This is a genomic window from Sporosarcina sp. BP05, from assembly GCF_014282005.1.
In the GTDB taxonomy this organism is placed as follows: domain Bacteria; phylum Bacillota; class Bacilli; order Bacillales_A; family Planococcaceae; genus Sporosarcina.
In genome coordinates this window covers 1-13753 of the sequence record NZ_JACFTD010000032.1, presented here as the reverse complement: position 1 = coordinate 13753, position 13753 = coordinate 1, and the positions used below count along the sequence as shown (strand labels likewise).

Sequence of the window (13753 nt, the reverse complement as noted above, 5' to 3'; positions counted from 1 at the left end):
AGAGACCGATATAGGAATAGCGACAGTATTAGATTCTAGACTTAGTATAAAGCAGGATAAAAAATATAGAGAAACTATATTAGAGTCAATACCTTACAAGAATATTACAGAGGATTTTAAGGATGTTGAATCATTCGTTAACGAAAAATTATTATGAGTTGACGTTACTTGAGTTAACATTGTCACTACAAATTACAAAAAACTTTCTACAATCAAAATCATGACTTGAGTATTTGTTTTAGCACCACTTTTTACTTCTCTACCTCTTTTGTATTGCCTCATAATTATTTTCAAAATCAATCTGTCAAAATGTTGGCCAAGATTGATTTTTAAAAGAAGTGGGGAGGAAAAGGAATGTCAGATTTAAAAATATCAAAGCACCAAGATACATTTGAGACCAAAAAACGTTACTACGACAGAAAAATTCTCATGGATAAAAAGATGGGGGAGATTCCAAGACAATATGAAGGGGATATTCGAAGATATAAGGAGTATTGTTCCAGTACGGGCCAACTAGTTGGAACAGAGGCGCTGCTTGATTATTTGTATATCTCATTGACTGAACAAAGAGTTAAAAAAACGACGTGGGAACGAAGACTGTCAGCTATTAGAAAATACTTAAGTGTAATTCGTAATATAGATTTCAAAAGGAGAGGTCAGAGTTGCATACGAGCTTTCAGCGATGCGGAAAATGTATCGTGAAGATCAATATGCCCATTTGATTCAGGTTCGAGGGAAATCAGCCAGCGATAAGAGAGAATTGATGGATACTCTTAATAAGCTACCGATAAGAGCAAAAGCAATTTGTTTAGTTAATCTTGTAACCGCTAACCGACCTAATGAAATGGTTCGTATGAAAATATCAGGTTTTGATTTAAAAAACAGCTCCGTCCATGTTTATTTGAAGAAGCAAAAAAGATGGCATACTAAACGGCTCACGAAAGACGTAATCAATGCAATAGAGCTTTATATACAAGAATATGGTCTTAGAGAAGACGATTACTTTGTAGGGAGAGTATATAAGAATGGACGCTATGAGAGCACAGCTATTAGTGAAATAGGTTATTGTAAAGCTCTGCAGCGGTGGACTGGGGGACTTACAGGATACAATTTCAGGAAAAGCCAAGTGGTAGCGATGCACGCAGCAGGTGCAGATTTACCAACTATTGCGCAACAAACAGGTCATAAATCTTTGGAAACTTTAGTTCAACATTACCTAACGGTGTCCGAGACAACCTTGGATAAATATTTGTAGGTATAGAAGAGATATTAACTTTGGAATTATAAAACTGTTGAATCCCAAAACTTTAAAGCAGTCGTTGTAAGTATATAAAAAAACCTCTTTTTAGACTGACATAGCGATATGAGACACATATAAAACACCTTATTAGGCTGCCACTACACCATATTCTACGGGTGTTAGGTAGCCTAACTTTTCTTGGATACGTTCTTCATTATAATAGTTTAAATAGGTAATGACCCGATCAATTGCGTCTTGATTGCGTAGCGAATTAAATTTAACATGCTGAAATTCCTCGGACTTTAAGTTCGAATGTAAAGATTCAATCACCGCATTATCCCAACAGTTTCCTCTACGCGACATGCTGCTGACAAGGTCGTTTTCCTTAATACAGGCCTGATACGCATATGACGTGTAAACACTCCCTTGATCTGAATGTATAATTACTCCTTCAGGCTGATTACGGACAGCCAGCGCCTCCTTTAACGTATCAATTAAGAGCGGTGTCTGTTGATGATCGTATAATTTGTAAGCTACAATTTCATTATTAAATAAATCCATAATAGTCGAAAGATATTTTGTGGTACTACCATACTGGATATACGTGATGTCTGTCACCCACTTCTTGTTCGGTTCACTAGCCGTGAAATCACGCTTAAGAAGATTAGGGGCAATTATGATACTTTCGCCTTGGGATTTCCACTTCCGCTTGGGCTTGACGCGACACTGTAGGTTATGCTTTTGCATTAGGTTCTGAACAGTATTGCGATTCAATTCTATCTTGTATTTCTTCCTTAACAGTGCCTTTATTTTTCTGTGTCCATTCCGATATTTTGTACGCTTACACAGTTCCATAATGGCTTCCTCTTCTACTGAAAGTAACTTATTGATTCCTTGAAATGACCACCTATAATAGTTCGCTCGCGGTACTTCTAACGCTGACAAGATGGCTGTAATCTTGTACTTCTTTTTAAATTTCTCTACAATTTGTAGAACTATTTCTTTTTCAACTCCCTTTCGATCTCCATGTACTTTTTTAGAATTTCATTCTCCATCTTCAAGTGAGATAATTGACGTTCCCGTTTGTCATCTTCGCTGGAAAACTCGGGACCGTGACCAAAAGTGTATTGTTTACCGATTGGCTGATCAAATCGATAAATTTCATTTGCGCGGTACCATTTCATCCAAGTCTTAATCTGTGAATAATTTTTAATTCCGTGCTTCTCCATAATCTCCTTATTAGTCAATTCACCACTTAATTTATCCTTAACTACTGCCCATTTAACTTCGCTTGAATATACGTTTTTGCCCATTGAATATTGCAGATGAATTGAGCCGCTTGTGCGGAGTTTCGAGCCACCGATTGCGGAGAATAGAGCCACCCTTTGCGAGACAGAGAACCACTATATATAAAATAACCTCTTGTATACTAAAGTTGCATGCAAATTAGCATGACACTACTATACAGAAGGTTATTTTTATGGTTAGTTATCGGAGGATTTTGGAACTCCATTTTGAGGGGATTAGTACTAGAACCATTGGTTCTAGTACTGGTCATTCATGAAATACGGTCGCTTTTTTAATTTTGTTTGTTCAATAATCGGATGCTTAGCTTAACAACAAAAATTAAAAAGTCGATTCCTTAACCTACAGGAATTCGACTTTTTTAGGTTAAAATTTGCATAGCGTACAAAATTTCTGAAATGTTTACTGTACAACTTTATGGAAAAGAGAATATCCCTGAGAGTTCTTAACTATGGTATCTATATTTTACTGTGGTCTTTACCTCTTTTAAACCTAAGAGTTAAAAGAGTTCCAATAACTACTGCTGCAATAAAAATACCATATATATTCCCATTGAAAAACAAGGTGTTCGTGTACTGATTAATGATAAATCCTCTATATCCTTCTTCGAATGGATTATACGGGTGATTTGATAAAGCGTTTAATTTACTTGAAACATATGTTATTTGCAATATAGTCCCCATTACAAGTAAAACAATCCCAAACATGATATGTTTTTTCAATTCAGATAGTGGTTGCCGTTGAAAGCCTTGATAAATCCCTTTACTTAATATAAATAAAAGGGTTAGAAAAATTGGAATTAGGAAGTATAGAACAATGAAACCTAAATTCCCATTACCAGAAGTCGCTTTATTTGGTCGTGGCTTGAAAGTAACTATATCTACCAGGAAGAATAATAATATACTTGTAATAAGAATAATAATAAAAGTTGTAAATAAGGATTTTTTAAAGTTTGGTTTAATAAACTTATACCCTATAAAAAAAGCATAAATTGAAAAGATTAATAAAAATATAGAGTTCATGCTCGAATCCTCCTTTGCTTTACTTATTAAGTTTAAAATATATTATATAACTACTCAGCCTATCTAAAAATAATTATTCTTTCGTGGCTTTATACTCCTTAACCATCTTATAAAATGACGTTTTTTTCATATCTGCTTCCTCCATCGCTTTAACTGCTGTAATTCCCCCAGATTGCCATTTATCATATGATTGAATGAAATCATCGGTTATTTCAATTGATGGTCGTCCGAATTTAACACCATTGGTGAGGGCTGAATCAATACCTTCGCGTTGACGTGTTCGTATCCTATTCCGCTCGTCTTCCGCAAGCCAGGAGAGAACTTGGAGAATAAGATCCGAGATGAAGCTACCAATACTGTCTTTATATTTTGTGGTGTCTAACAAAGGCATATCCAGTACCACTATATCAGCCCCTATTTCTTTCGTGAGTTCTTGCCATTCATTTAAAATGTCATCCTTGCTACGGCCGAACCGATCCAGCGAATGAATATAAAGAATATCTCCTTTTCTAATCATCCGTTTCATTAATTGATATTGCTCCCGGTGAAAGTCCTTTCCTGATTGCTTATCAAGAAAGATGTCTCGATCATTGATGCCCATACTTTTGATAGCATCCATTTGACGACCCTCATTTTGATCTTTTGAGCTTACTCGAACATATCCAAATTTTCGTTTCTCCAACTCATACCTCCTAGAACACTAGTTTCTATTATTATACCTTTATACGTTCGTAAAAGTATACACAATTAGAGGGACGTCCGCAAACTAATTAAGTAGTTTAACGGACGTTTATTTTCGTCTTTTGTTTATCTGTTCAAGTAGTCCGTTAAAGTGTACTTTTACGAATGCTAATATTTTGATGCTTCTAATGTGGTTTTTATGTGAATGATAGGGGTGGAAAACACTGGAATATACATTTGCTTCTGCTATAATCTTTAACGTTATTAACGTTAAATACTACGCATTGGTATACTACATATAAGGGCCAGATTGTCTATTAAGAAGTAGCATAAGCAAGTTTTTTTAAAAGGCAGGCTATAGATTTTACAAAGAGGTAAATAATATACACGTGGTCCTATGACTGATAACCGTACAGGAGGTAATACGATGAATCATTTACGAGTTATTATTTACATTTGTATATTAGGAATTTTGATATATCCCCAAATGTTATTTGCTGAAACAGAAGAAGGAGTACCATTTTTAATTAACAATGGGAAATGTCCTAACGCGCAAAATTTAGGGCCTGTGAGTTCAGATAAAGGCCTTATAAATGCATTGAATACGATTATTCCTGAGGTTTATAAAGATTCAAATTACAAAGGTTGGAAAGTGGAAACCATAGCACATCTTCCGGAGGCACCACATCCGGATGAATATTATGCAATGGCTAAGAATTATTGCGGAGAAGAAATAGCGAATAATTCTTGGTTTGTAGAAGTACTATTTCCACAATATTTACCGGCATACGATGCATCACACAGACAAATCTTTGTTACTAAAAACAAACAGGGACAATGGTTTGCTTGGTTTAGATTTCATTAACAACTTTCCACAAAAGGGTGCTTTACTTCAATAAGGATTTCTCTGATAAAAGGAGTATTTTGATTGTTATATTAGATCTAAGAGGGGATATAACGGAGTGTTTGCACCATCCTAAATAGGTACATTAATCATAGGATGGTGAAGATTTTGAGGTTTTTAAAAATAATCTCTTGTTTATTAGTTGTTTTTTTAGTTATTGTAAATTTGATTGATCATGAAGGAATCGCTTCAGATGGTGAAATTACGCTAAAAGAAGCGATTAATCTTGGATTAGATAGAGCTAAAAAATGGAATGGGAATGCGTATTTAGTGATGTTAACCAGTGTTGATGAAAAAATGGGAGGAACAAGAGGAGCAACTGGAAAACGGTATAATTGGACTTTGAGTTTTGAGTCCCCAAATACCGATCAACAATTATTTGTATTTATTTCAGAAGGAGAAATAAGTGGGATTCTTAAGGGTAAAGGACCTAGTTATGGGAAAATACAATTAGATGACATAAAATTTGACAGTCCTTATTTAGTGAAAATCGCAAAGAAAAAATATGATTTACAAAAAGGGGTGGATTGGGCTACGGGATACAATTTTACACTTGATGTTGAAAACGGTAAACCTATTGTAGCCGTTTTGGGAAATGATCGAGATAGCCGTTTCGCTCGAATTTCATTCAATGCCCAAAACGGAGATGTAGTCAGAGCGAGTCACAAATTACCATTCGGTGGAGGATTACTAAACAAACGTAATGGAACCGATAACCTGACCAAAAAAGGAATGGCGATTACGGGGGTTGTCGCTGGAAACAACAATTTAGCTTCATGGGGAGACAAAAAACCAACACAATTTAGTGTAACCAAGCAACCTTTTATTGAATGGAGCCTAAATAATGGAGAATCATGGACAGAGCTCCAAGCCAATGGTTATGTAACACACGCGTGGTTCGATACCAACGATCAATTATATGTAGCGACGGAAAAAGAATTATGGGCAGGTATGACATCAAAAAGTAAAGGAACGAAAATTCTTTCATTAGACCACATGATTGAGAAAATTGATCATTCAAGCAACAACCATATAGCCGTGCTATCAAATGGAAAGGTTTACTATACGACCAATCAAGGGGAGAGTTGGGAGCAAACTATAGTACCTAAACCATTTTATGTGGTTCTAATATCGGATAATGGAGATTTGGTTGGATTAACAGAGGAATGGAAGATTTTGAAAAAGACAAATGATGGCTGGAACGAGATAACTATGCAGAATCATAATGATGAACCTGAGGATATGCAAGTGATTCATAATCGGCTATTCATTGCCACGCAAAGTGGAATTTGGACCCGAAACCTTCAAGAGGAAAATTGGAGTAAAATACAAGTTGACGAAGTGGTAGTTAGACTTATAAAAAAAGGAGAGAAATTATTCGGAATCACACATAGAGGTGAAGCCATTTATTCCATCAACACGAAAGATGGAAGTAAATCTGAAAAAGTGTTTGATGCGGGGGATTCCATCGTTTGGGATGTGGATATCATGGGAGATACGTTATGGATTGCAACAGCACCAGATTATTCGTGGGAAGAAATGCCGATTTCGCAGAGAAGATAAAAATTTGAAGTGAATCTCCTTGAAAAAATATATTGTGAAACATTTCACTTAAACTAACGAGGTGCTTTACTTGAAGAACGAAAAATAAATAAAAAGGGTCGATTTCTTGTTAGAGAAATCGACCCTTTTGTTATGCTGCATGTACCTTAGTAGACATAAGACCCGTTCACGGAAGCACTTATCGGTACTGAAAAAGGATCTTCGGTTGGAAGATCTTTTTAGCTGCTTGTTCAATTAAAGCGCCCTAAAAATTTTCTAGATTCCCGGAATTAAGATAGTCATATCCATTCCATCTACTGTGCTATGGAAAGCATAAACAGGTTGATAATAGCCTTTGGAATCTAAATAGTAGCTTACCTCTATTTTATGGATATGTAAGATTTTCATCATTTTATTTTCAGAGTAATATTTAAATTTCCCATCTAAAATTTCTTTATACACTTCTTGTTCGCTCTTTATTTGAATATCCCTTACCTTGTCATAGGTTACTAATTGATTGTCAATTCTCTTCACTGTATTATCGTTATAATAATTTACCGTTAAAGAACCATCTAAAAGCTGATTTTCTATTACCATTTTATCTACTGTCCACTCATAAATACCAGTATCGACTTTTTGAAAATCCGAGTCTTGTGGAATATCGATGCCGAATTTTGTTAAGTTTTCTTTTAAGGTTTCTTCATCTACGTCCTTTGGCTTCTTATCTTCGTCATGGCTTGAAAAGTCTGTATAACTATAACTTCCATCTAAGTATCGAAACCATATATTATGCGATCTCTCATGCCTAATCCAATAAATACCTTCAACCGGATAGGAAATAATCTCCATCCCAGACGTGTCCAGATGCATACGTTTAAAAAATTCTATTACAAATTCATTAGCGTAAGGTTTTGAATAGCTTGGCGCCTTATAAATCGGAACAGTTCTTCTAGTATCATCAAGCTGTGCTTCCATAGTAATTGTTGCATTTGTCATATTAGTTCTATGTTTTGGCACTATGGAGAGATTTCCAAACTCCTTCAAATGATAGTACGTAAACATGCTTCCGGATAGGATAACCACTAGTAATAAAGGTGTAAAGTAGATAAAGGATCGCTTTATTCCCTTTTCTTTGAATGTAATAAAGCCCATGATGATACCATATCCAATGATGGCGCCCAGTAGATTATTAAATAAATCGTCCACTTCAAAAATACCGTATCCTGTTAGTAACTGGACACTTTCAATGGAAAGAGTAAATAACGCTGCCATCCCGATTGTCCAAACTGCTTTTCGAAAACGTGAATGCAGTAACGGGAAAAGAAAACCCAACGGTACAAACATCAATATATTTAAATATACGAACTGCCAATTGCTTACACTGAAACTATACCAAGCCTCGCGGTATGAACTAAGAAAAGATAAATCCATCCTACCTTGATAGTTTCCACCTCTATTCAAAAAAGTCACGCCAATAACCATGATGATATAACAAATAAACAATGCCCCAAGAAGCAGCTGCTTCTTGGAAAGGTTTTTCTTTCCTCCGAAATTTTTTTTATATACAATGAAATACCCTAGAAAAAAGATAATCCCTAAAAAAATTACGGCTATTAATGCCAGAAAAAAATATTCCCTAACTGTACTAATGATTTCTTGTAACCTCATTTTCTATTCTCCTTCATACAAACCCATGAATTGTGTTGATTTTTGCTTAGCTAGTACCTATTCATTTCTTTACTATATCACTTCTTAAGTGCAACACTTAGAAAATTCCGTTTTCTAACATTATCTCCAATTTAGCTACCAAGTGTTGTTTCCTTAAGTGCTCTTTAATTTAACAAGGTCCCAAAGTATCACATGAATACGTTATACAAATCTAGTTTACATAACACCCAGTCACGGAAGTAGTTAACTCCATTACTCAATAATAAAAGCTGCCATGAAAGGCAGCTAATACTTCAACTAAAGCACCCTTTTATTGAATAATTCATTCAGTTTGAAAGGCCTGTAACCACATTCCTATCGCAATCCCCACAGGAATTAGTGACATTAATGAAAATACTACTTTGAATAGATACAGAGGAAGTGCAGAGAGAATTTGAGAAAAAATGTCCCCATTTTTTGCGATTTCCTTCTGCTTCTTGCTATCCATTCTAAATGCATACATCAAACCTAGGATTCCAAAAAACAAAAGTGCAACGGAAAGAATTGTATTAAATAGCCTCAATTTCATTTCACCCCACATAAAATTACGAAAAGGAAATTACAAGGTTGGGACTGTCTTTGTTCAACAAAATGGCCCGATTCAGGCACATTGCTTCTTCCACATCTGTCCCCTTTAGTTTAAGTTTATTCATTTTCTAGTCATCATTATATAAATTATTAGTTGAATCCGTTACAAATTGAAACCACTCTTTTTCCGACAAATCTTCATTAGCAAATCCCATTACAGAGAACTTACCATAATCGATTACATCTAAAACTTGATCAAACAAACCGCTTCCGGCATGCCACTCACGTAATCTTGTATCATTACTGGAAAATGTATCTCTACATATTCTACACCGAATATAGACAATATTTATTTCATCTTTTTTATCATCATCGTCATAGTATAAATTATCGCTTGAAGCATTGCAGGAAGGGCAAACAGCTCTAAGTTTTTTTTTATAAAGATTTTCAAAAAAAGAACATCTTTTAGTAGCTAGTTCTAATGAACATTTACAAACCATTGCATACTCTTCAGGATTTAATAAAATCCGCATTTTCATTCCTCCCTATGTGGAAAGTAATTACACCCTTCATTCAACTGCATTGTAACATCCTGTGAATTGTATAATTAATAATTTAGTTATTGCTCTATGATCTGAATATGGAAATAGGGTACAATTCCTTGTTACAGAATCGTAGCAATAGGTAAGCATTTGAAGTTATCTCCAGCTTTTCCCCTGCTCTGCACGGAACGTGCCAGTTTCCAAGCATTCCGCGCTCCATCTAGCGATGGTTTTATTAATTATAAGTTTCAAGTTTCTCTTGTTGAATTGGATTATTTAATGCATTCTAATTCACATTTTATCCGATATTTATTAATCTTCTTTAACATCGGTTCTGTGATATCCAAGACTTTAATGAGTTTAGCAATCTTAATTGTGTCGGTCATATGGATTAGTTTATGTACCTCTTTTTGTAAGATACGTAAATTATTGAATTTGTCGCTTCCACCGAGATGCAAAGGAGTGTAGTGATGACAGTTTACGTCTTGTGCTTCTAGAAACGTGCCTGTGATTTCACATTTTCCTTGCTTCATACTGTATCTACTAATTCGATTATCCATATATTCGACACTTCGTGTCGGTATTTTTGATTCCAGTAGCAATACTATTTCCTGCCTGATGTCTATACGTAATCGGGTGGTTATTTGTACTCGACCTTCTTCGGTAAACGGTGTTAAACTTTGTGTAAAGCACATCGCGTTTTTGGTTTTGATGATTCCGAGAGGAAAGAGATGCACCCCGGCAACTTTATGAGTTTTAGAGCCTAAGCTATAGAACTTTTTATAAACGGGTGGAGGATTATTTGGATGTTCATATTTCCCGACAGATTTAAGATGATTGTACATGAATGCACCTATTTCGTAGGCAAGACGTGAGAACGCTAAGTTGACGTGAGTGGCTCTATTAAAATAATTGTGTAACCCTAGGACAAAACTATTAAATCGTAAAGCATTTTGAGCCGTTGGCGTTGTTCGCAGTGCTTGAACTCGTCTCTTTGCCTCCGCTTTGATTTTTTGCATTTTCTCGGCTTTGACAAATGTATGCGCAACACGCTTCTTTCTTTTACGATTGGCACGTATTGTGAATCCAAGGAAAGCAGATTCATGCTTACGCAGATTAATAATCTTCGATTTTTCTGGTGAAATATCGAGTTTTAAGCGTTCCTTCAGATAAAGTTTAACAGCATGGAACCACTTTTCAGCAGTTTTCCAATCTCGACATAAAATTTTAAAATCATCAGCATAACGAACTATATAGCCTTCTTTTAAGTGTGAACGCTTTTTTGCAAGACGTTCACCTTCTCTAGTCTTGAGTGATTTATGGAGGGGGTATAGTTCCCATTGATTCGCTACCCACTGGTCCAGTTCATTCAATACAACATTAGACAATAAGGGTGAAAGTAGGCCACCCTGCGGAGAGCCTTTTGTCTGAATACCTTCTCCATCTACTTCCGCTTTTAACATTTTCGATATACAGGCTAAAACCTTCTTATCTTGAATACCTAAATTCCATAGTTGCTTAATAAGCAGCGTATGATTGATATTGTCAAAGAAGCCCTTAATATCAATATCTACAACGTAATGGAGTTGTGATTTATTAACTAGAAATTGAACTCTTGCCATCGCATGATGAGTAGAGCGCAACGGTCTGAATCCATAGTTATGATTATAAAAGTGAGCTTCAGCAATCGGCTCCAGCACTTGTTTAAAGCATTGTTGGATGATTCTATCGAGGATGCATGGAATACCTAATGGTCGCATCTTGCCATTATCTTTTTCAATAAGTTTACGCCTAACTTTCTTTGGGCGATAATTTTTGAGCTGTCTTTGTATTTCTTCTACTAATTCATCCTCAGTTCGTTTCTCTATATCTAAGATGGTTTTACCATCTGTTCCAGGGGTCTTCGACCCTTTATTTGACTTAATCTTTCGATACGCTAATAAAATGTTATTCCGCGACGTGATGATGTCGTATAGTAAATGGAATGTTTCTTTATTTTTAGCTCGTTGATGTAAGTCAGTAAAGGTATCTGTCATCCCATAATAATCCCAATATCGTAGAGCTTGCACTGTGGCATCATTCCTCTATGAAGTGATGTTCCCACATTCTTACCCGATCGGTGCAATGCACATTTGAAAAATAATTATTACCTATCGCTAGACTTGGGGCTGTTCCTCCATCTCCATTACAGAGGTTTCATCAGTCGTACCCCTACCCTCGCAAGAACAAATGCATTTCGCCATTACGCTTATAGCAACCGTTTTAGGTAACAGCCCTCGTTTCAACGATTCTTGCTTTCCAAGTTCCTTACAATGTAGCTATCCATTCTAAACGTAGGTGCTTCCTGTAAGCCTGTGAACTTGATACCGCCATAGTTCGGTATAGCGTATTTCAGAGGGTGCATTTTTACTTTACACCATTCACCTCATCGTTCGATGAGTCACAAGTTTCCTTGTGTTCTAACTTTAGACCCTTACCTTCGGAAGTTCGTCAGTTCCTTTATAATGGAACGATTCTCACCGTATTTAGTTTTTCAGCCGTCCGGCATATCCATTGGCATACCTGTTCCGTAAGGAATGGCTACAGCCTTTGTTCTGCCGACTTCACCTGGCTTCATACGTTAATGACCTGTTAGTCATAACGCATGCAGGAGTATTAACGGGATGGTTTTAGGAAACGTGGTTCCTTCATTCCCATCCTCCATTGTAAAGTTAAGATTTTAAATCATAGAATCTCCTGCATTTCACGCTGTAAACGCTTATAGCAGAACTTGTCGCGCGCACCCATTAGTTGAAGAAGCACATACTTTTTTCAGAAAAGGTAACAATACGATTAAAGTTGTAAAGAGGTGTATTGAAGAAAATGAAAAAGTTGTTAATCGTTTTTATACTATCCCTTGTCCTTATTACTTCTAGTCAAACAACAATCGTTTCATCAGCTGAACCAACTCAAGACTCTGAAGAGCTTAGGTTACAAGATATGCTTATGCTAATGCTTACTCCTTATATTGAAAATGACTTGACTAATTATTATTATCCGAAGATTGTAAAGGAGGTTACACCTCATGTTGTTCCTTGGGATATTGAAGTGATAAAAACAAGAAGAGTTAATGGCTTTCGTGGCTTTCAATTGCAAATTACATTTGAAATTGAGCCTACCGATGGTGGACAATGGATTCCATTAGGGAAAGACCGAATGACATATGAGATTACTCCTGGACCTACCGTTAAATTGATAAATCACACGCACCTAAAAACGTATAAATACCCTCAATAATTATAAATAGGCTTAAACTAACCTGCCCCGTTAGTTTAAGTAATGATTCCGTAAACGGGTGCCTATTGTTGAACGGTTGTGTTCCAGAATCGCACCCGATAAAGGAATACTGATATTGTTGGGTAACCTTCAACTATCACGGGATTAATCTTTTACAGCCCTAATATCTTTTATTGAATTCGTGGAAATTGGGTCTTCCTTTGTTATCTGATGACCTTCTACTAATGAGATATAATAATCCCCATTCGATAAAGGATAAAAGTTCTGATTCTCTTGCTTTTTTTCAAAGTAGATTGTGTATTTTTGTTTGGAATTTGTTTTTAACTCCCAACTTCCACCTAACTCCATAACAACATTTGCTGATATTCTATTGGCGGTGTAGCCATTTTTATCTTCTAACAATTCAGCTACAGAATAATTGTTTTTATCTCGTTCGATCACTAAAACTTCTATTTCGTCCGTTGTAGTTATCAAGTCTATACTTCCTTTAATTTCCTCACTTTGAATTAAATCCTCAACGGCAGCTTCTTCTGATGGGAAATAATTTGTATTATTCTCTTCGCTACAAGCAGATAATAGTAAAAAACTTGTCATCATTAAAATAACAATAAAACGCTTTATGATATTTACCTCCTTCTAATCTCTTATTTGGCCCGAATATAGAAATAGGGTACAAATCCTTGTTACAGAATTGCACCCGTTAAAAGAATGACATACCTACTTGTTACTACTTTTCGTTTGTTGATTTAGGTTATCAACTTTCTTTTCAATTCTATCGAGTTGGTGTTTTCGCTTATTGTTAGTACGAATCACGAACACAATCAAAGCTATAATTATTACAATAAAACCTAGTGAAAACAGTGTAAATATGATATCTCCAAAGTTAAAAGTGCTATTCGTTGTTTCTAAATTCATCTTTCTCTCTCCCTTTTCAACTTCTGTAAAATGGCCCGTTAATGGCATAAGATTTGTGATAGTGATAGGTAAGCCTTTGAAATTATCCCCA

14 protein-coding genes are annotated in these 13753 nt (G+C 35.7%); 5 read left to right on the top strand and 9 right to left on the bottom strand.

Annotation, left to right across the window (positions count from 1 at the left end):
• Window positions 1-354 precede the first annotated feature (354 nt).
• Together H2672_RS19790 and H2672_RS19785 are read left to right on the top strand one after the other, a co-directional pair.
• Window positions 355-702 (top strand): hypothetical protein, encoded by a 348-nt coding sequence (locus H2672_RS19790; RefSeq protein WP_255485893.1) that lies wholly within the window; start codon window positions 355-357, stop codon window positions 700-702.
• Entirely contained in the window at window positions 683-1255 is a 573-nt protein-coding gene (locus H2672_RS19785; RefSeq protein WP_255485892.1) for a tyrosine-type recombinase/integrase, read from the top strand. Before H2672_RS19790 ends, H2672_RS19785 begins: the two co-directional genes overlap by 20 nt.
• Window positions 1256-1387: 132 nt before the next feature.
• Here the strand turns inward: H2672_RS19785 and H2672_RS18380 are convergent.
• The 3 genes from H2672_RS18380 to H2672_RS18370 all read right to left on the bottom strand — a co-directional run bounded on the left by H2672_RS18380 (window position 1388) and on the right by H2672_RS18370 (window position 4249).
• Window positions 1388-2553 (bottom strand): IS3 family transposase gene (locus tag H2672_RS18380; protein ID WP_186673788.1). Its coding sequence is split into 2 segments (ribosomal slippage): window positions 1388-2277 and window positions 2277-2553, totalling 1167 coding nucleotides; the frame shifts between segments, so codons are not numbered across the junction.
• A gap of 450 nt (window positions 2554-3003) precedes the next feature.
• Complete coding sequence (locus tag H2672_RS18375; protein ID WP_186673787.1) at window positions 3004-3567, bottom strand: hypothetical protein; 564 nt, start codon at window positions 3565-3567, stop codon at window positions 3004-3006.
• Window positions 3568-3640: 73 nt separating this feature from the next.
• Window positions 3641-4249 (bottom strand): recombinase family protein, encoded by a 609-nt coding sequence (locus H2672_RS18370; RefSeq protein WP_186673786.1) that lies wholly within the window; start codon window positions 4247-4249, stop codon window positions 3641-3643.
• A gap of 426 nt (window positions 4250-4675) precedes the next feature.
• Here H2672_RS18370 and H2672_RS18365 point away from each other — a divergent pair, with 426 nt between their 5' ends.
• Window positions 4676-5113 carry a hypothetical protein gene (locus tag H2672_RS18365; protein ID WP_186673785.1) on the top strand — a complete coding sequence of 146 codons (438 nt, stop codon included), beginning with the start codon at window positions 4676-4678 and terminating at the stop codon, window positions 5111-5113.
• Between the two features lie 147 nt (window positions 5114-5260).
• Complete coding sequence (locus H2672_RS18360) at window positions 5261-6715, top strand: beta propeller repeat protein (protein WP_186673784.1); 1455 nt, start codon at window positions 5261-5263, stop codon at window positions 6713-6715.
• Window positions 6716-6970: 255 nt separating this feature from the next.
• Here the strand turns inward: H2672_RS18360 and H2672_RS18355 are convergent, their stop codons facing one another.
• From H2672_RS18355 to ltrA, 4 genes are all read right to left on the bottom strand, one after another.
• Entirely contained in the window at window positions 6971-8362 is a 1392-nt protein-coding gene (locus tag H2672_RS18355; protein ID WP_186673783.1) for a VanZ family protein, read from the bottom strand.
• A gap of 322 nt (window positions 8363-8684) precedes the next feature.
• Window positions 8685-8924 carry a hypothetical protein gene (locus H2672_RS18350; protein ID WP_186673781.1) on the bottom strand — a complete coding sequence of 80 codons (240 nt, stop codon included), beginning with the start codon at window positions 8922-8924 and terminating at the stop codon, window positions 8685-8687.
• 133 nt (window positions 8925-9057) lie between these two features.
• Window positions 9058-9462: a hypothetical protein gene (locus H2672_RS18345; protein WP_186673779.1), complete on the bottom strand. Its 405-nt coding sequence runs from the start codon at window positions 9460-9462 to the stop codon at window positions 9058-9060.
• 281 nt (window positions 9463-9743) lie between these two features.
• Window positions 9744-11507, bottom strand: coding sequence for a group II intron reverse transcriptase/maturase (gene ltrA, locus H2672_RS18340; RefSeq protein ID WP_222439459.1), 1764 nt, complete (start codon window positions 11505-11507; stop codon window positions 9744-9746).
• An 826-nt stretch (window positions 11508-12333) separates the two neighbouring features.
• Here ltrA and H2672_RS18335 point away from each other — a divergent pair.
• On the top strand, window positions 12334-12747 hold the full coding sequence (locus tag H2672_RS18335) for a DUF3888 domain-containing protein (RefSeq protein ID WP_186673775.1): 414 nt from the start codon (window positions 12334-12336) through the stop codon (window positions 12745-12747).
• Between the two features lie 144 nt (window positions 12748-12891).
• Here H2672_RS18335 and H2672_RS18330 read toward each other — a convergent pair whose 3' ends face one another.
• The gene (locus H2672_RS18330) at window positions 12892-13344 is read right to left on the bottom strand and encodes a hypothetical protein (RefSeq protein ID WP_186673773.1); all 453 of its coding nucleotides are present in this window, start codon (window positions 13342-13344) and stop codon (window positions 12892-12894) included.
• Window positions 13345-13464: 120 nt separating this feature from the next.
• On the bottom strand, window positions 13465-13753 hold a 289-nt coding region (locus H2672_RS19440), incomplete at its 5' end, for a hypothetical protein (protein WP_255485891.1).

What these genes read in the sequence shown, in the direction of transcription:
- H2672_RS18375 (WP_186673787.1), bottom strand. Translation starts at nt 3,567, where the DNA reads ATGAACTCTATATTTTTATTAATCTTTTCAATTTATGCTTTTTTTATA.
- ltrA (WP_222439459.1), bottom strand. Translation starts at nt 11,507, where the DNA reads ATGACAGATACCTTTACTGACTTACATCAACGAGCTAAAAATAAAGAA.
- H2672_RS18330 (WP_186673773.1), bottom strand. Translation starts at nt 13,344, where the DNA reads ATGATGACAAGTTTTTTACTATTATCTGCTTGTAGCGAAGAGAATAAT.
- H2672_RS19790 (WP_255485893.1), top strand. Translation starts at nt 355, where the DNA reads ATGTCAGATTTAAAAATATCAAAGCACCAAGATACATTTGAGACCAAA.
- H2672_RS18365 (WP_186673785.1), top strand. Translation starts at nt 4,676, where the DNA reads ATGAATCATTTACGAGTTATTATTTACATTTGTATATTAGGAATTTTG.
- H2672_RS19785 (WP_255485892.1), top strand. Translation starts at nt 683, where the DNA reads ATGCGGAAAATGTATCGTGAAGATCAATATGCCCATTTGATTCAGGTT.
- H2672_RS18345 (WP_186673779.1), bottom strand. Translation starts at nt 9,462, where the DNA reads ATGCGGATTTTATTAAATCCTGAAGAGTATGCAATGGTTTGTAAATGT.
- H2672_RS18355 (WP_186673783.1), bottom strand. Translation starts at nt 8,362, where the DNA reads ATGAGGTTACAAGAAATCATTAGTACAGTTAGGGAATATTTTTTTCTG.
- H2672_RS18335 (WP_186673775.1), top strand. Translation starts at nt 12,334, where the DNA reads ATGAAAAAGTTGTTAATCGTTTTTATACTATCCCTTGTCCTTATTACT.